At 49.3% G+C, this 16,754-nt stretch carries 14 protein-coding genes and 1 pseudogene; 10 read left to right on the top strand and 5 right to left on the bottom strand.

Annotated elements, in window-relative coordinates:
* Positions 1–804 (top strand): hypothetical protein (locus J4F31_02980; GenBank protein ID MCE2495532.1); only part of this gene is annotated, 804 nt, incomplete at its 5' end.
* The gene (locus J4F31_02975) at positions 767–913 is read left to right on the top strand and encodes a T9SS type A sorting domain-containing protein (GenBank protein ID MCE2495531.1); all 147 of its coding nucleotides are present in this window, start codon (positions 767–769) and stop codon (positions 911–913) included. The genes J4F31_02980 and J4F31_02975, both read left to right, overlap by 38 nt.
* A gap of 116 nt (positions 914–1,029) precedes the next feature.
* Here J4F31_02975 and J4F31_02970 read toward each other — a convergent pair.
* Positions 1,030–1,316 (bottom strand): annotated as a pseudogene (locus J4F31_02970) (GNAT family N-acetyltransferase).
* Positions 1,317–1,374: 58 nt separating this feature from the next.
* On the bottom strand, positions 1,375–2,646 hold the full coding sequence (locus J4F31_02965; GenBank protein MCE2495530.1) for a tyrosine--tRNA ligase: 1,272 nt from the start codon (positions 2,644–2,646) through the stop codon (positions 1,375–1,377).
* Positions 2,647–2,688: 42 nt separating this feature from the next.
* Between J4F31_02965 and J4F31_02960 the strand changes: the two genes are divergently transcribed.
* Complete coding sequence (locus J4F31_02960; protein MCE2495529.1) at positions 2,689–3,693, top strand: NAD-dependent epimerase/dehydratase family protein; 1,005 nt, start codon at positions 2,689–2,691, stop codon at positions 3,691–3,693.
* 3 nt (positions 3,694–3,696) lie between these two features.
* On the opposite strand, the gene J4F31_02955 is transcribed toward J4F31_02960, so the two are convergent.
* The 3 genes from J4F31_02955 to J4F31_02945 are packed head-to-tail and all read right to left on the bottom strand — an operon-like array spanning position 3,697 to position 6,153.
* Complete coding sequence (locus J4F31_02955; GenBank protein MCE2495528.1) at positions 3,697–4,080, bottom strand: DUF4296 domain-containing protein; 384 nt, start codon at positions 4,078–4,080, stop codon at positions 3,697–3,699.
* Positions 4,073–5,413, bottom strand: a complete 1,341-nt coding sequence (locus J4F31_02950; GenBank protein ID MCE2495527.1) for a dihydroorotase — start codon at positions 5,411–5,413, stop codon at positions 4,073–4,075. Before J4F31_02950 ends, J4F31_02955 begins: the two co-directional genes overlap by 8 nt.
* Before the next feature lie 2 nt (positions 5,414–5,415).
* Positions 5,416–6,153 (bottom strand): polyprenol monophosphomannose synthase, encoded by a 738-nt coding sequence (locus tag J4F31_02945; protein ID MCE2495526.1) that lies wholly within the window; start codon positions 6,151–6,153, stop codon positions 5,416–5,418.
* 165 nt (positions 6,154–6,318) lie between these two features.
* Here J4F31_02945 and J4F31_02940 point away from each other — a divergent pair, with 165 nt between their 5' ends.
* From J4F31_02940 to J4F31_02910, 7 genes are all read left to right on the top strand, one after another.
* Positions 6,319–7,422: a hypothetical protein gene (locus tag J4F31_02940; GenBank protein MCE2495525.1), complete on the top strand. Its 1,104-nt coding sequence runs from the start codon at positions 6,319–6,321 to the stop codon at positions 7,420–7,422.
* A gap of 80 nt (positions 7,423–7,502) precedes the next feature.
* Positions 7,503–8,432, top strand: coding sequence for a lamin tail domain-containing protein (locus J4F31_02935; GenBank protein ID MCE2495524.1), 930 nt, complete (start codon positions 7,503–7,505; stop codon positions 8,430–8,432).
* Between the two features lie 66 nt (positions 8,433–8,498).
* Positions 8,499–11,381, top strand: coding sequence for a TonB-dependent receptor (locus J4F31_02930; GenBank protein MCE2495523.1), 2,883 nt, complete (start codon positions 8,499–8,501; stop codon positions 11,379–11,381).
* Complete coding sequence (locus J4F31_02925; GenBank protein MCE2495522.1) at positions 11,371–13,551, top strand: T9SS type A sorting domain-containing protein; 2,181 nt, start codon at positions 11,371–11,373, stop codon at positions 13,549–13,551. The genes J4F31_02930 and J4F31_02925 overlap by 11 nt, the downstream gene beginning before the upstream one ends.
* An 18-nt stretch (positions 13,552–13,569) precedes the next feature.
* Positions 13,570–14,436 carry a LytTR family transcriptional regulator DNA-binding domain-containing protein gene (locus J4F31_02920; GenBank protein MCE2495521.1) on the top strand — a complete coding sequence of 289 codons (867 nt, stop codon included), beginning with the start codon at positions 13,570–13,572 and terminating at the stop codon, positions 14,434–14,436.
* Positions 14,437–14,577: 141 nt separating this feature from the next.
* On the top strand, positions 14,578–15,519 hold the full coding sequence (locus J4F31_02915) for a DUF2141 domain-containing protein (protein ID MCE2495520.1): 942 nt from the start codon (positions 14,578–14,580) through the stop codon (positions 15,517–15,519).
* Positions 15,516–16,754: an aspartyl protease family protein gene (locus tag J4F31_02910; protein ID MCE2495519.1), complete on the top strand. Its 1,239-nt coding sequence runs from the start codon at positions 15,516–15,518 to the stop codon at positions 16,752–16,754. Before J4F31_02915 ends, J4F31_02910 begins: the two co-directional genes overlap by 4 nt.

Raw genomic sequence — 16,754 nt, 5'->3', positions numbered from 1 at the left:
CAAGACACTTTGCTCTTGATGGATTTTAATGGGCCGGATACCTCGTTAATTATTTCAGGTCAACCTTCAGGAAATAATGATCCGTATTGGGTGAACTATGACTCCGACGGTTTGGCCGATGCCAATGGCAGGCCACAGGAGTGGTTTATTACATCAGAGTTTTCAAATGCAAATCCCAATAATTTAGTATTTGCTTCAAGTTCGATGCTCACCGCTGCCCAGCCCGGTAATCTTAATTACTTTATTTCTCCAAGAATTGATTTGCCCATCACTCCGTATTCTCCATTGTTAACCCGGAAGTCTGCACCATTCCAAACCCCAAAGAATGTTGACGGTTACTGCGTGGTGGTTTCCACTACTGACAATCAAATATCAAGTTTTACGGATACTGTTTTCCGTGCAAGTCAATTTATAGGGCTTAGCGCCGACAGTTTGGGAATAAGCCCAATTCCTCAGTATAATTGGTTTGAGTATAGCTACGGATTCGTTCATGGATTTGATGGTACCGGACTTCCGTCTAGTCCTCAGCGGGATTCAACAAAAATGGTAGGTGAACAAATAGAAAACCGTGTTGACCTATCCCCTTACGAAAATCTACAAATCCATATAGCATTTATTCATAATTCAGATGCGGATAATATGATTTCGATAGATGATATAGTTATTAGTACCGTTTTGCCCGTTGGAAATGGCGAGATCGTGAACTCTGCTGGCATCAAGATCTTTCCAAACCCCGTAGCAGACGTTCTCCGTGTTGAAGGGATTGATGAAGATAAATACGAAGTATACGGACCTACTTGGTAGATTAGTCCTTAAAGGCACCATAGAAGACGAAATAAACGTGTCGGGGTTGCTGGCAGGGACGTATATCTTGAGGATTGGAAATGAGTCCAAGAGGTTCGTGAAGGAGTGATTCAAACGATTTCGTATCTTTGAAAAAGAGGAACAAAACAGACACAAAGGGTCTTTGAAATAGCGTAAAAGCCAGTACTGACAAGGGGTGTAGAGCTTTGGTTCGAGTCCTTGCTCGAAATACCAACTCAGCATGACATCGTGCAATTCTTTCCCAATTCCCCTTTTTTCGAAGTTGGGATGAAGAAACAAAGCCCAAATGTTGTTCTCCCGTAGATCCCCGATAGCAAACCCAACTATTTCATCGTTCACTATGGCTACCCAACCTTTACCCCGTTCGGTTAAAAAATCCGACAATCCTCATCGGTAACCAAAGCTGGGTCAGACAGGATGTTCTCCTCTACAATTCCTCGAATGAATTGAATGCGCCGGATGTCACCTTCGGTCGCTTCTCGAATTGACATAGCGTAAGGATCTTTCATCTCGGTCGGCGATCTAAAGGTTGGAGTAAAGCATCGGGTTTTACTTTACCACCAACAAGAAGTAGTTCTTTTTACCCTTTTGAACCAATAAGTAGCGGTCGTTCAAAAGGTCCTTAGAACTTACGGTTACTGTATCTGAGACCTTTTCCTTGTTTAATGAAACAGCGTTCGACTTAAGCATGCGCCGAGCCTCTCCTTTTGATGCAAACACGCCGGTAACTTCAGCTAACAGATCAACGATATTCACGTCGTTGAGTGCACCGCGATCGATGTCGAATTGAGGAACTCCTTCAAATACGCTGAGCAACGTTTCTTCGTCCAATGCAACAAGTGCTTCCTTGGTCGCCTTACCAAAGAGGATCTGAGAAGCGGACTTCGCTTTTTCCAGTTCCTCTTCAGAATGCACACGAGCGGTCAACTCCTCGGCCAAGGCCACTTGAAGCACTCTCAAATGAGGAGCCTCGGCATGTTCGGCTTCCAAGCTCTCAATCTCCTCACGGCTCTTCAAGCTGAAGATCCGCATCCATTTGGGAACGTCCTCATCCGCCGCATTGAGCCAGTATTGGTAAAACTTGTATGGCGAGGTCATTTTTGGATCGAGCCAAATATTTCCTCCTTCCGATTTTCCGAATTTGGATTCGTCTGCCTTGGTGATCAAGGGACAGGTCAAGGCGAAGGCCTCACCGGCATCCATTCGACGAATGAGCTCTGTACCAGCCGTGATATTACCCCACTGATCAGAGCCGCCCATCTGGAGGATACAATCTTTTTCTCGCTTGAGGTGGTAGAAGTCGTACCCTTGAATCAACTGATAGCTGAATTCGGTGAACGATAAGCCCGAATCGAGGCGAGACTTCACAGAATCCTTGGCCAGCATGTAGTTGATGGTCAGGTGTTTTCCGACATCTCTCAAAAATCCTAGAAGACTGAAATCCTTGAACCAATGGTAGTTGTTCACGATTTGAGCCGCGTTCTCGCCCTCGAAATCGAGGAATTTCTCGAGCTGAGCCCGTACCCCGGCGATATTGCGCTGAAGTACATCTTCACTGAGTAACCGGCGCTCCGCTTTTTTACCGGAAGGGTCCCCGACCATCCCCGTGGCACCTCCCACCAGGGCGATGGGGCGGTGTCCGGCCCGCTGAAAATGAGTGAGCAGCATAATAGGTACCATGTTGCCGATATGGAGTGACTCCGCGGTCGGATCAAATCCAACGTAACCGTATCGCCCCATGGTTTCAAGGGCTTCGTCGGTTCCGGGCATAACGTCGTGGATCATCCCACGCCACTTCAATTCTTCAATAAAGGTGCTCATTTCCGGACTATTTAGTGCGCAAATTTAATGTAATTTAGTCGCATGATTTTCGTCACAGGCGGTACGGGTTTGGTGGGTAGTCACTTATTGTTTGAATTGGCTCAACGGTCCCAACCTATCCGTGCGCTATATAGATCCGAGGAACGCCGAAATCATGTTTTGGAAGTTTTTGGTTTCTACTCAAACGAACCGGAGGAACTGTTTCAACGGATCGAATGGATAGAGGGCAATTTGCACGACTTGGGCATTCTTGAAGATGTTATGAAAGATGTAGAGCTGGTATACCATTGTGCCGCCTTGGTCAGTTTTGATGCTCGTGACCGCGACCGCCTATTCAAGATCAACGAAGAAGGAACAGCCAACATCGTTCATACTGCCTTGAGCGCAGGTGTAAAGAAATTGGCCTATGTGAGCTCTGTGGCCTCATTAGGAAGAGTCGATGACGAAACGGCCATCAATGAAAAAAACGTTTGGAAATCGGGCCCGGCCAACTCGCAGTATGCTATTTCTAAGTATGCGGCCGAGCAACAAGTTTGGAAGGGCACACAGGAGAGCTTACCGGCCGTTATGGTGAACCCGAGCCTCATCCTTGGTCCCGGATTTTGGGAAGCGGGCTCTTCAAAGGTATTCTCGAGTATCGCGAATGGATTCTCTTTTTACTCGGAAGGAATAAACGGTTTCGTAGACGTTCGAGACGTAGCCTCTGCTCTGGTACAACTCGCTAACAGCGATATTGTGAACGAGCGATTCGCAGTATCGGCCGAGAATAGATCGTACCGCGAGGTATTCACGATGATCGCTGAAGCGCTTGGGGTTAAGCCACCTCATCGAAATACGCCAAAATGGCTTGGAAGCATTGTTTGGCGAGCCGAATGGCTACGGTCCAGACTCATGGGCGGTTCGCCCATGGTGACCAAAGAAACTGCGCGAACCGCACAGCAAAAGGTCTATTACAGTAGTGAAAAGTTGGAGCGAGCGCTTGACTTCCGTTTCCGGCCGCTAGGCCGTACTATTCAAGAAACGGCAAAGCATTTTCCAATAGAATAGCGCTCAACGGTTACGCAGCTGTTGCCGCGCCGCTTCCATTTGATTGAGCTTTTCGATTACCTTGACGTATACTTCGTCAAACTCTTCGAGGTGCTCGCTGTACCAGGTAAACGACCGGTTGTACTCCTCTTCCGTGATTCCGTGTTTTTTGAAGACGTGCTTGCAAAGGGCTTTCTCAGAGATGCGCACGCTATCGGTGGTGAGCAGATCGGTTTTCTCGGCACCTTCGGCCAAGTGCACATCGACCATGATCTCGACCATTCGCTTTTGATCGAAGACATCGCTTGGACGTTTTTCGCGCGCACAAGCGGCGGCGATAAGCGCGATTGAAAAACCAATCGCGATCGGTTTAACGAGAAAGCACTTTATGCCGTTGAGATCAATCACGGTCGAAAAGTAGACGCTCGCCGCGGGCCGATTCATCGATGGTGCCGTTGCGGTATACCCACTGTCCATTGACAAAGGTGTGAATCACGCGAGCGCGGAAAGTATTTCCTTCGAAAGGAGACCAGCCGCATTTGTACAGAATGTTTTCCTGATTGACCGTCCAGGGATTCGAGAGATCGAACACACACAGATCGGCCTTGTAGCCCTCGCGCAGATATCCGCGTTCTTGAATTCTGAAGAGAATGGCCGGATTATGACACATTTTTTCGACGATCTTCTCCAAGGAAATGCGCCCCTTGTGGTGATGCTCCAACATGGCCACCAGTGCGTGTTGAACCAAAGGACCACCTGAAGGGGCCTGCAAATAAGAGTTCGACTTTTCCTCCAAGGTATGAGGAGCGTGATCTGTGGCGACCACATCGATACGGTCGTTCAAAAGTGCTTTCCACAAGCCCTCGCGATCGGTGGCCGTTTTAACGGCCGGATTCCACTTAATGAAAGCACCATTTTCGTCGTAGTCTTTATCGGAAAACCACAAGTGGTGGATACAAACCTCCGAGGTAATCTTTTTCTTGGCAAGCGGGATGCTATTGCTGAACTGAGCTGCTTCTTTTGCCGTGCTCAGGTGAAAAACGTGCAATCCGGTTCCGTGCTTCTTAGCGAGCTTGATCGCATAGCTGCTCGATTTATAACACGCCTCCTCGCTGCGTATTATCGAGTGCTGATTAAAGGGGATCTTTTCACCATAGGTTTCCTTGGCCCTTTCGAGATTGGCCTTGATGGTCGCCTCATCTTCACAGTGCGCAATGATCAATGTAGGTGCTTCGGCGAACAATCGATTGAGCACCTTTTCATCTTCGACAAGCATGTTTCCGGTGCTCGAACCCATGAAGACCTTGATTCCGGCGACCCTTTTGGGGTGCGTCTTGAGAACCTCGTCGATATTATCCTCGCTCACTCCCATGTTAAAGCTGAAATTCGCGAGCGATACCTGCGCGGCGCGCTGATACTTTTCTTCGAGAAGCTCTTGGGTCAAAGCCGCCGGCTTGGTATTGGGCTGCTCCATGTACGAGGTAATGCCCCCGGCCACAGCAGCTCGTGATTCCGATGCGATGTCGCCCTTATGAGTAAGTCCGGGCTCCCTGAAATGCACTTGGTCGTCGATCACTCCGGGCATGAGGTATCGACCCTCGAGATCAACGACACGCACATCGCCATGCTGCGGAGAGATATTGTCGTCAATACGTTCTATGCGGTCACCTTTGATCAACAAATCGCCTTCTTTAATGGCTCCTTCATTGATCATTCGGGCGTTCTTGAGTAGAATCTTCATAGTTACTTTTTCTGCGGGTACTTTTTAAACCAACTCCCGGTCTTCATCGAAATTACACCGAAGATAGCTTCGGTGAAAATTCCACTGCTCATTTTTGATTCTCCGAATTTACGTTCCGTGAATATGACCGGAACTTCGGCGATCTCAAACCCACATTTCCATGCTGTGAACTTCATTTCGATCTGGAAAGCATAACCTACGAATCGAATTTTATTCAGCTTCACCGTCTCTAGGACTTCCCGCCGGTAGCATTTGAATCCGGCCGTGCTATCTGCCACGGGCAAACCAGTAACGAAGCGTACGTATTTCGATGCGAAGTAAGAAAGCAATACGCGACTCATGGGCCAGTTCACAACATTCACCCCTTTTACATAACGCGAACCAATAGCAACATCTGCACCTTTATCGGTGCACGCTTCGAGCAGGCGAGGAAGGTCCTTGGGATCGTGTGAAAAATCGGCGTCCATCTCAAAGACATGTGTGTAATCGCGCTCCAAAGCCCATCGAAATGCCGCCAAATAGGCCGTTCCCAAACCATTTTTACCCGTTCTGCGTATTAGGTGTAGCTTATCGGGGTAAGTATCTTGCAATTCCTCGACGATATCTCCGGTTCCGTCCGGTGAACCATCGTCTACGATCAGCATGTGATACCCTTTATCGAGTCCAAAAACAGCTGCAATGATGGTGCGAATATTATCCGCCTCATTGTACGTCGGTATGGTAACTAAAGCATTCGTCAAAATTCTGAGTTAGCGCACAAAAATAGGTAAATGAAACATTTTTATTCCCCCCTCTTCGTTTTCCTCTGCCTTTCGGCAGGATGGGCACAATAGCTCCAACTTTATGCTATTTTCCGAGCCGGCAATGGTCCGTGGAACAATACAACTACCATTCCCTTGGCCCGCATGGATCACACTACCGGACTACCGTTGAACATCAACAGCATTGCCAATGTAAACGCCGTGGTATTGGGGTCATCTACATTTGACCAAGCGAACCGCGAGTATATTTTTTCGGATCCAGACTTGAGCAATGGCAACACTCCCCGGGTATTCAAAGTAGACGTCGCGTCGGGTATTGCGACCAATACTCCTGCATTGACCGAAACGGTAAATGAATATCAATATGACCTGCAGCAGCAAAAACTCTTCGGACTCGGAGGCTACATCACCGATTCAACAACGGTTCCACCACAGTACGGATTGCGTTTGCTCGCCGTGAATACCACTTCTGCACTGGTTACCCAATTGTATCAGTATCCTCAAATTAACTACGTAGTAGCCGGAGGTTCGACCTATAACTCGGATAGTTCGAACATCATTTTTCAGGCGATCGACACCGCTAATCAGAACCGCATGTACGTCATTGACGTGCTTACGGGAGCGATACTTCAGAACCCTATTCTTCCAAATGTCTCGGGAACCTTTTTCAACGAGTGGGAATACGATCACAACACCGGCAAGCTATACGGGTTGTATCGCGACAACAACAACGGTTTTATCGCGTTCGTCGACTACGATTTAGCGGCGAATACTTTTAACATTCTCGATACAGTCCCCGGGATCATAGGACTAACCCCAGGCGCCTCGGTGTACGATCAGGCCACCTCGACCTTTATTTTTCAGGCAGTCGACTCCGCATATAATACGAGACTGATCACGGTGGACGCCACCAACGGGCAAATTATGTACAATGTGCTCGTAGAAGGATACCTCGTGGAATTGGAGATCGACAACAGTCAATGGGGTGAAGACCGATACGGCTCCACTGTAGGTGTCGCGGAGCAAGGTCGCGAGCCTTTGAGCCTATTCCCCAACCCTGCCGCCGATAAAATTGAGCTTGAAACGGCCCCCGGGGTATATCTCATGGTCGACAGTAGAGGCGCAATGGTGGAGAAGTTCATCGTGCCGCAAGGCACAAAGAGACCGGATATCGCGCATTTACCATCAGGAAGATATTGGATCGTTTCGGAGGATGGGACCTCGAGCACTAGTTTTATTAAGCGCTAGAACTTAACTTTAGCATAATATTAGCCGCGAACCGATAAGTGGTTAGCGATCTTATCTTTGCACACATAAAGTTGTGATATATGAAGAAAGCACTATTCTCTCTCCTTTTTGTTGCTTCAGTAGCTGCGGTTCAGGCGCAGTGTAGCGACGTTTTCTTTTCGGAATACGTAGAAGGTTCCGGAAACAGCAAAGCAGTCGAGATCTATAATCCGACCGCTAACCCTATCAACCTCAGCCAGTATACACTCAAGCGCTACTCGAACGGGGGAACATCGAATCCGGACGTATTGCAGTTGTCGGGTATGATTCAGCCATACGATGTAGTTGTTGTGGTCAATGGACAAACCGACACAGTGGACCTCGGAGGTGGATCAACTTCACCGCCCGCTGACCCCGCACTTCAGGCCATGGCCGATATTCTCGATAACGACTACCCGGCTCCTTGCTATTTCAATGGAGACGATGCTTTGACCATTGAAAAAGGTGCGAACATCATCGACATTTTCGGAAAAGTAGGTGAAGATCCGGGTGATGCTTGGACCACAGATACTGCCGCCAACTTTACAGATGCGAATGGCGGACGCTGGTGGACGAGAAACCATACCTTGATCCGTAAGGCCAATGTTGAAGACGGTATTACGAATAATCCATCATTGTTTAATCCGGCAGTAGAATACGACTCACTTCCCGAAGATACTTGGGAATATCTTGGTGCTCACGGCTGCACGTGTGACCCTAATTACGTGAGTTTGGCGGAATACCAAAAAGCCGGCTTGAGCTTGTATCCAAATCCGGCCAAATCCGGATCCTCAATTACCTTGAGTGCTTCTGAGCGCATGGAATCGTATGAGGTTTACTCGTTGGTGGGTCAGCAAATTGCGGCAGGTCGAATTTTCTCGCCGGATAAATTCGTTACCCTCACCGGATTGAAGGGGAAGCCAGGCGTTTATTTCGTTCAGGTTCGATTGAGTAACGGTGAAACGGTTACCAAGAAATTCATTCTTCAATGATGAGGATTACCTCTTAATTCAAAGCTAGCCGGATTGACTCCAGCTAGCTTTTTTTGTCTTTGGTACATGAAACATTTGATCGCTTTTTTATTCATTGGATTGAGCTTCACCGGTTGGGCGCAAACGGGAACGGTCAAAGGAGTAGTCACGGACGCGGTGACGGGAGAAACCCTGTTGGGCGCCAATATCGTATACGCCGAAGGCAAAGGGTTGGCTGCCGACTTCGACGGGGCCTTTAGCGTTGATCTCGCTCCAGGTCCATACACTTTACAGTTCAGTTACGTGGGTTACGAAACCTTTGAGCGAAAGGTTACCGTAGTTGCCGGCAAAACCATCGATCTCAAGGTGTCGCTCAAAACAACCACTTTGAGCGAGGTCGAAGTTGTGGCCGACGTGGCCATTGCCCGTGAAACGCCAGTCGCTTTTTCGAATATCACCCCAAAACAAGTTCAGCGTGAATTGGCTTCACAAGATTTGCCCATGGTCCTCAACAGTACGCCGGGGATCTACGCCACACAACTGGGTGGTGGTGACGGTGACGCAAGAATCAATATTCGAGGTTTTAGCCAGCGCAATGTAGCCGTAATGATCGACGGAGTTCCGGTAAATGATATGGAGAACGGATGGGTTTACTGGTCGAACTGGTTCGGATTGGACGCCATTACGCAAAAAATGCAGGTGCAAAGAGGATTGGGAGCTTCCAAACTCGCTATTCCGTCCGTTGGCGGTACCATCAACATATTGACCAAAGGTATCGATCAAAAGAAGAGCTTTCAGGTTAAGCAGGAAGTTGGGAACAACGGCTTTTTAAGAACTACGGCCGGGTACAATTCCGGGGGTTTGGATAATGGTTGGGGATTCACGGTGGCTGGATCTTACAAGCGCGGAAATGGGTGGATCGACAACGGGTGGACCGAAGGTTGGTTTTACTACTTCAAGGTGGATAAGCAACTCGGCAACCACAATTTGAGCTTAACCGGATTCGGCGCGCCTCAGGAGCACGCGCAGCGGTTTTGGAATGTGTCGATCGGCGATCATGATGCCGAGTACGGTCGAAATCTATTCGAAGGAAGCGACGAGTTGTACAATGTGATGGTGGCACATAACCAAGGAGATATTTCCGACGAAGATTTGAACCAAGCCCTTGCTGATATCGGCGAGGATCGTGAAAGTTACAATGATGCTTTGGTCAATTTCGTGGATACGACCGATGCTCAGGACCTGAGTATCCGATACAACCAACACTGGGGAGTTCTAGACCGCTACGACATAGTAGATGGTGATACCATTCGGAATGGAGAAGAGACGGTGACCGAAAGAAAGAACTACTACCACAAGCCTCAATTCAGCCTTAAGGACTTCTGGCGAGTAAATAAGAAGATGTACTGGTCGAACGTATTGTACTTATCACTGGGAAATGGTGGTGGAACGCGTTTGTCGGACGATTCGCCGGCTCGTGATGAACTCGGCCGCATAGATTTTCAGCAAATCTACGACGATAATGCATTTGGACGATTCAGTATTGACTCTACTTATTCAGACACGGAGCACAAGGCGAGCGATATTCTGCGCAGCTCCATAAACAACCACTTCTGGTGGGGATGGGTAAGTACATTTACCTACAATCAAAACGAAAAACTCGAGCATAGCGGTGGACTCGATTTCCGATCGTACCGAGGTGAGCACTACCGAGAAGTGTACGATCTGCTCGGGGGTGACTACTACGTAGACAATGAAAGTGCCAATGCAGCCTCTCCGGTCAAGCGTGAAGGTGATATCATCATGTCTCACAACGATGCCAAGGTTCGGTGGGGAGGTGGTTTTTATCAACTCGAGTACAAAGAGGGTCTCTGGGCTGCCTTTGTCAATATATCGGGTTCGATGAGCGGCTACCAGCGCGTCGATTATTTCCGAAAAAAGGATTTAGTTCTCAGTGATACCACCATTCAAGAGGCCATTGGATATCGCGATACATTGGTCTATGACTGTCAAACCTATCACACTAACTCAGAGGAGGCTCGCTTTGCAACCACTGAATGGGTGTGGATCCCGAGCTTCACCTTTAAAACCGGAGCCAAATACAACATCAACGAGCATATGAGTGTCTTTGGAAACTTGGGCTATCTATCGCGTGCTCCACGATTCGAGAATGTATTCGACTTTCACAACCGGAAGTTCCGGAATATCGAAAATGAGATCGTGAAAGCCGTTGAGGTAGGCTACGCTTATCGCTCGGGTCAATTTTCAGTAAACCTGAACAGCTACTACACACGCTGGGACAACCGCCCTGCTACAAAAGCACCGTCCGTGATCATTGACGATGAATTATTCAGAACCAACATCAACGGTATGGATGCCGTGCACAAGGGGATAGAATTGGATTTCGCTTATGAATTTCTACCAAAGTGGACCTTCCAAGGGTTGATCAGCTTGGGGGATTGGACCTGGCAATCGACCGATAGCGTTAGAGTAACCGACGACAACAACAATCCCGTTATCCATCCAAATACCGGTGAAGAATTCGTGGTTTATTTCGATGCTCGAGGTGTTCACGTAGGTGATGCGGCTCAAACTCAGTTGGGCTTCAGTCTTGAATACGAGCCCACTCGCGGTGCGTATATTAGACTTCGCGGAACTTACTTCGATCGATACTATGCCGAATTCGATCCACTCACGCTCAACGGAAGAAATGCGGGTCGTGATTCATGGCAAGTACCGGGGTACATTATCTTCGATTTGCACGGAGGTTACCGCTTTACTTTCGGCGAGCAATCGTTGAGTTTACGCGCATCCGTACTCAATTTACCGGATCAACGATACATTTCAGACGCTCAAAACAACAACGGAAGAGTGTTGAGCATCATCACTAGTGACTTTAATGCAAACTCAGCCGGTGTCTTTTTTGGACAAGGACGCCGATTCAACTTATCTGTGACTTATGCGTTCTAAAATTCTCCTACTCGCTTTACTCATTAGCTCTGCGGTCTTTGCACAAGACATCGCCACGGCTCGTCAGCAACCTCTTGGTACAGTTGTAACCGTTTCCGGAATCGTCACGCATGGCGCCGAGCTCGGGATCATCCGGTATATTCAGGATGCCACGGCCGGTATTCCAGCTTATCCGGGATCGGGTTCTGTCGCTTTTTCAGTGAACCCCGGTGACAGTATCACGGTAACCGGTCCACTCAAGGATTACAATGGACTTTTGGAAATTGATCCCATACAAAGCGTAACTGTTCACTCTACGGGAAACCAAATTCCAACGCCGGTATTAGCAACCGTAACACAAATCGACGAACCATTGGAGGCCCAACTCGTTCGCGTGAACGGGATTACGTTCAGTAACGGGGGAGGAACCTTTTCAACGGGGACATACAACTTCACAGATGCAAACGGGAATACCGGAGTCATTTACATTCGTACCGGCCACCCTCTGAACGGTGAGCTAATCCCACTTGGGGCACTAGATCTGATCGGAATCGTGAGTCAATTCACCTTCACCGGATTTGGAGGGTATCAACTTCTGCCACGTGATTCGGCCGACCTCATCTTCTCTTCATCGATCCTCTTCGCCAGTGGAGTGGAACAAGATAATATCAGCACGGGTGGATTCGACCTCGAATGGACCACGAACTCCAATGGATCTACCAACATCCGTTATGGGTTGACCGAAGCTCTTGAATTGGGGGACATCAATCAAGGTGGAAGCACGAGCAGCCACAGCATATCTCTTACGGGACTTAGCCCAGGTGAGATCTACTATGTTCAGCCTTATTCCGAAAACGGCTCGGATACAGCTTGGGGTAATGTAGGTGTATACGCCACTGAATCGAACAGCTCTGGATCCATGATGGTATATTTTAATCAATCCGTTGACAACAGCGTATCGCAGGGCAATGACGCCGTTCACTTACCCGGATTCTTTAACGATACCATCGCCGCCTATATCGATCGCGCGCAGGCATCCTGTGATATCGCTATTTACAACGCCGACAACCAGTTGATCGCCGACGCCATTAACGATGCACAGAATCGCGGTGTAGCCGTGCGATTTCTTTACGAAGGAGGAAACGCCAATATGATCTTGAGCGATTTGGATGCCGCAGTTCCTGTGTTGGAGCGTCCCGACGGTGTGCCGGGCATCATGCACAACAAATTCGTCGTCATCGACAAGAACAGCCCGAGTAATAGCGGGGTAATCACCGGTGCCACTAACTGGACTCCGGGTCAGCTGTTTAACGACCCCAATGATTTGATCATCATTCAAGATCAAAGCTTGGCTAAAGCCTACGATATTGAATTTGAAGAAATGTGGGGAAGCACAACGACCACACCAAATGCAGCAAACGCGAAATGGGGAGCTGACAAACTCGACAATACCCCTCACAAATTCATCATTGGAGGCAAGTCGGTCGAAAGCTACTTTTCGCCATCCGACGGAGTCACGGGCAAGATCGTTGAGACCATCGAAAGCACGGGCAGCAGCGCACACTTTGCCGTTATGGCCTTTACTCGCGACGAGTGTGCCGATGCTCTGATCGATGTCAATGGCCAGTTTGGAAAATACGTCGAGGGAATCATTGAGAACGTAAACGATCAGGGAGGCGAATATCAGAACCTCATCGATGCGGGCATACTGGTGGTTGACGCAGGGCCCCTTCCGGGTATCATGCACCACAAGTACATCATCATCGATTACGACAATACTTCCACGGCAAAGGTCCTCGCAGGCTCACATAACTGGTCGAGCTCGGCCGAGAATTCGAATGACGAGAACACCCTCATCATATACGATCACGCCATGGCCGACATGTATTTCCAGGAATGGAGAGCTTTGCTCAATAGCCTAATCGGAGTAGACGAAGAGGCGGTGATCGATATGACGGTTTACCCACATCCTATCGCTGATCAGTGGGCCATCGAATTGACCGCTCCGATCGCCGGGAAGGGTCAATTGGCTCTTTACGACATGGAAGGTCGACTCGTACTGGAGCTGCCCGTACAATGGACCGGTGACAACCAAAAAGTCGAGGTGGATCACGCCCTGCGCTCGGGAGCCTATATCCTCCAATTGAGCGGAAACGGGTGGTCGGCATACCAAACCCTTATCCACCGATAAAGGGTTACATTTGGGTTCATGAACGCCCTGCTCAGATACTGTAAGCGACCTTACCCATTACATGTTGGATGGGCAAAAGCACTGCGGCAAGGCTTTATATTTGGCCTATTGGTAGGCGCATTTCTCGTATTCTTCAGACCCTTTGGGCTGTATAGCGTAGATCGAAAATACGATTACGTGCTCTGGGGTTTTGGTGCCGTAACCTTTTTGGCAACTCTCTTCAACGACGGCATTCTGCCCAAGTTGCTCCCGAGTTTCTTTCACGAGCGAAAATGGAACACAGGAAAAGAAATCGCCTTCGTTCTGTATCACATCTGGTTCATTGGCACGGCGAATTTTGCCTATTTGCTCCTATTGACCACGACGAAATTGATTTGGACGGCCTACGGCCAGATTTGCATGTATACGCTCGGAATCGGACTTTTTCCGGTGGTTTTAGGCATCGCGATCAGGCAACGTCAATTATTCGATCGCTACTCCGGACAAGCCGAACAGATTCATCCGACGCAACCCACCCGGCCCGATGTTTCGGCAGTAGTGATTTCCGGAAAGAACGATAACGAACAACTCGAACTCCCAGCTCAAAACCTCTTGTATCTGGAGGCTGAAGGCAACTATGTCATCGTCGGTTTCGAAAAGGACGGTGCGCTGCAAAAAGAAATGCTCCGCTCCACGTTGCGCGAGCTTCTGGAGCAACTCAATGAGCACCCTTCCTTGGAGCAGGTTCACCGCAGTTTTGTGGCCAATCTGGATCGGGTCGATCGCGTAACGGGGAACAGCCAAGGCCTACAACTCCACTTCGGCGAATCGGGGGTCGAGATTCCCGTATCGCGCCGCAAGGTGCCAGAAATAAAGGAACTCCTGGAGCATACCGTTCGTCCCTAAACTGTGCCGCTCGTCACGATCGGCTTGCCTTTCATCACATTCATTGGTCATTCGTCACCCTTTTTCGCCGCGCCCATTGCCCTCGCCATGCGCAAGGGTGAAAGTTCGCACCGGACCATCGGGAAGGTGTTCGTTTGAACCATGGGAATCGCAACGGCAACGGCCTTTATAAATAGCCTGTTCATTTGGATACCTTTCTTGTTGATGTTGAGCATATTTAGTTTTTACAACGTGCTCATCGGTGTACGCGCCCTTCGCTTTTACCGGGGCGGGCGACCCAACGCCATCGATAACGCGGTACACGCCGTGGCCATCCTCTTTGCCGCCGCACTGTTTGGGTACGGCATTTACGGTTACGCGACCTCCCCTCAAAATTTCGTGTGGGTATTGTCGTTGGTCTTTGGAGCTTTAGGTATGTTTGGAATTACTAAGAACTTTAGAATGATCAGAAAGCCCCACGACCGCGCTACTTGGATGCGCTTTCATATTTCGGGTATGCTGAGCGGGTACATCGCCGCAGTAACGGCATTCTCGGCAACGAGCCCGGACTTTTTACCCGGACTCGTTCAGTGGCTCTGGCCCACCGTGCTTTTTACCCCGGTGATCGCCCGGCATCAACGCAGGGTATTCAAACTCTCGCTCGCCACGGTACTGAGTGCCTTGATCTTGCTGCCCACGACCCTGCAAGCCGCACAGCCTTACGGTATCGCTTCTTCTGTTTTTGCCATTCCGGCGCAGGCTAAAAAGCTCAGCCTAACCATCACCGTGACTTCGAACAAGAACGACGGCACCGTGTACCTGAGGCTCATGAACGAAAAGAACGAAAAGGTCGATGAATGCGTCGCCAAAGTAGTCGACGGAAAGGCCGTTTGCCAATTCGAGGGGCTAACTCCCGGACAGTACGCAGCGGCGGCTTTCCAAGACCTGAACGACGACGGAGAAATGAACGCCAACATGTTCGGCATGCCGGTCGAACCCTACGGGTTCTCCAACAATGCCCGCGGCCAATTTGGACCGCCTTCATTCGACGATCAACTCTTTGACCTTCAAAGCAACGAATCCAATACCTTTGAGGTTAAATGAAACGCCTCACCCTACTGCTTGTCGCTTTTATTGTTTTCGCCCTTGCGGGCGGATGCGGGGCTTCCAAGACCGTTCGCCTCTGCGATGCAACAAAAGCACCCACCGAGGCTTTTCGTGACAGCATCCCCTTCGTTTGGAAGTACAGCAGCATCGTGGTTCAAATCGAGGTGCCCGGAACAGGTCGCAAGTGGGATATGATCTTCGATACAGGGGCATCGTACAGTGTTCTGAATCAAACCAATACACAGCTCGATCGCATTGAGAAAGTCGCCACCGTTAGCGTTGGCGACACCCACGGGAACCGGCAGTCGACTCCAATAATGATGCTCGATTCTGTATTGATCGGGAACACCCTGTTCACCAATCACGCCGCTGTAAGTGTACCATACGACGAAAACAGTATTTTGAGATGCATCGCAGCCGACGGGATCCTCGGTGCCAATTTGATGAAGAAATGTCACTGGATGATCGATTACGATCGCAAGATGATCTTCTTCTCATCGAGTCGAGATGGGCTTCCACCGCCCGAGTCCGACGAAGGTATTCAGGAATTTCAATTGTCGGGTGGTCGGCCACATATCGATATCGACCTCAACGGATTCGAGGTTTCACATGTGCTCATGGATACCGGGTACAACGGTTTCATGGAAGCGTCACCATCGGTGGTGAAGGCCTTGCGCGATTCTACAACCGGCGAATGGACCTATTTCAGAAAATTCGACGGAACCACCTTTGGACTGTACGGTGTAAAGAACGACACCCTATATTTTAGCCCGAACCACACCCTCACTCTGGCCGATGGTTCGAGTTGGAATTACCTTATGGAGGTTCAGGGTGGGTCGGGTGCAAAACTAGGGAACGACCTCTTTCGCCATTACAACATGTACTTCTATTTCCCGGACAAAGAACTTCAGTGGGTCAAGCGCGATACCATTTCAGTAAACCCCTTGGAGCCCGGATTTGGTGTGGGCATGATGTGGACCGCTCGCGGTATCGAGGTGAGGAGCTTAACGGAAGGTGGGCCGGCACAGCTTGCAGGTATTGAGTTGGGCGATATGGTCGAGCGCTTGGGTAAGATTCCCGCCGGCGAGTTCAAAGGCCGTATTTGCGACCTGTATGACTACCTTCGGGAAACATCGGACCAACACGAAATCCTTACCCTGGACATTCGAGGAAAAGGAGTAATAGAACTTCAAAAAGGGCTTTACCCATTGAGGACATCTGAATCGAATTGA

Source organism: Flavobacteriales bacterium (assembly GCA_021296215.1).
Classification (GTDB): Bacteria; Bacteroidota; Bacteroidia; order Flavobacteriales; family ECT2AJA-044; genus ECT2AJA-044.
Note: the sequence above shows the minus strand (reverse complement) of the source record. Positions and strands in the feature narration are given on the sequence as shown.

What these genes read in the sequence shown, in the direction of transcription:
- J4F31_02925 (MCE2495522.1), top strand. Translation starts at nt 11,371, where the DNA reads ATGCGTTCTAAAATTCTCCTACTCGCTTTACTCATTAGCTCTGCGGTC.
- J4F31_02965 (MCE2495530.1), bottom strand. Translation starts at nt 2,646, where the DNA reads ATGAGCACCTTTATTGAAGAATTGAAGTGGCGTGGGATGATCCACGAC.
- J4F31_02910 (MCE2495519.1), top strand. Translation starts at nt 15,516, where the DNA reads ATGAAACGCCTCACCCTACTGCTTGTCGCTTTTATTGTTTTCGCCCTT.
- J4F31_02930 (MCE2495523.1), top strand. Translation starts at nt 8,499, where the DNA reads ATGAAACATTTGATCGCTTTTTTATTCATTGGATTGAGCTTCACCGGT.
- J4F31_02940 (MCE2495525.1), top strand. Translation starts at nt 6,319, where the DNA reads ATGGATCACACTACCGGACTACCGTTGAACATCAACAGCATTGCCAAT.
- J4F31_02950 (MCE2495527.1), bottom strand. Translation starts at nt 5,413, where the DNA reads ATGAAGATTCTACTCAAGAACGCCCGAATGATCAATGAAGGAGCCATT.
- J4F31_02935 (MCE2495524.1), top strand. Translation starts at nt 7,503, where the DNA reads ATGAAGAAAGCACTATTCTCTCTCCTTTTTGTTGCTTCAGTAGCTGCG.
- J4F31_02915 (MCE2495520.1), top strand. Translation starts at nt 14,578, where the DNA reads ATGGGAATCGCAACGGCAACGGCCTTTATAAATAGCCTGTTCATTTGG.
- J4F31_02920 (MCE2495521.1), top strand. Translation starts at nt 13,570, where the DNA reads ATGAACGCCCTGCTCAGATACTGTAAGCGACCTTACCCATTACATGTT.
- J4F31_02960 (MCE2495529.1), top strand. Translation starts at nt 2,689, where the DNA reads ATGATTTTCGTCACAGGCGGTACGGGTTTGGTGGGTAGTCACTTATTG.
- J4F31_02975 (MCE2495531.1), top strand. Translation starts at nt 767, where the DNA reads ATGAAGATAAATACGAAGTATACGGACCTACTTGGTAGATTAGTCCTT.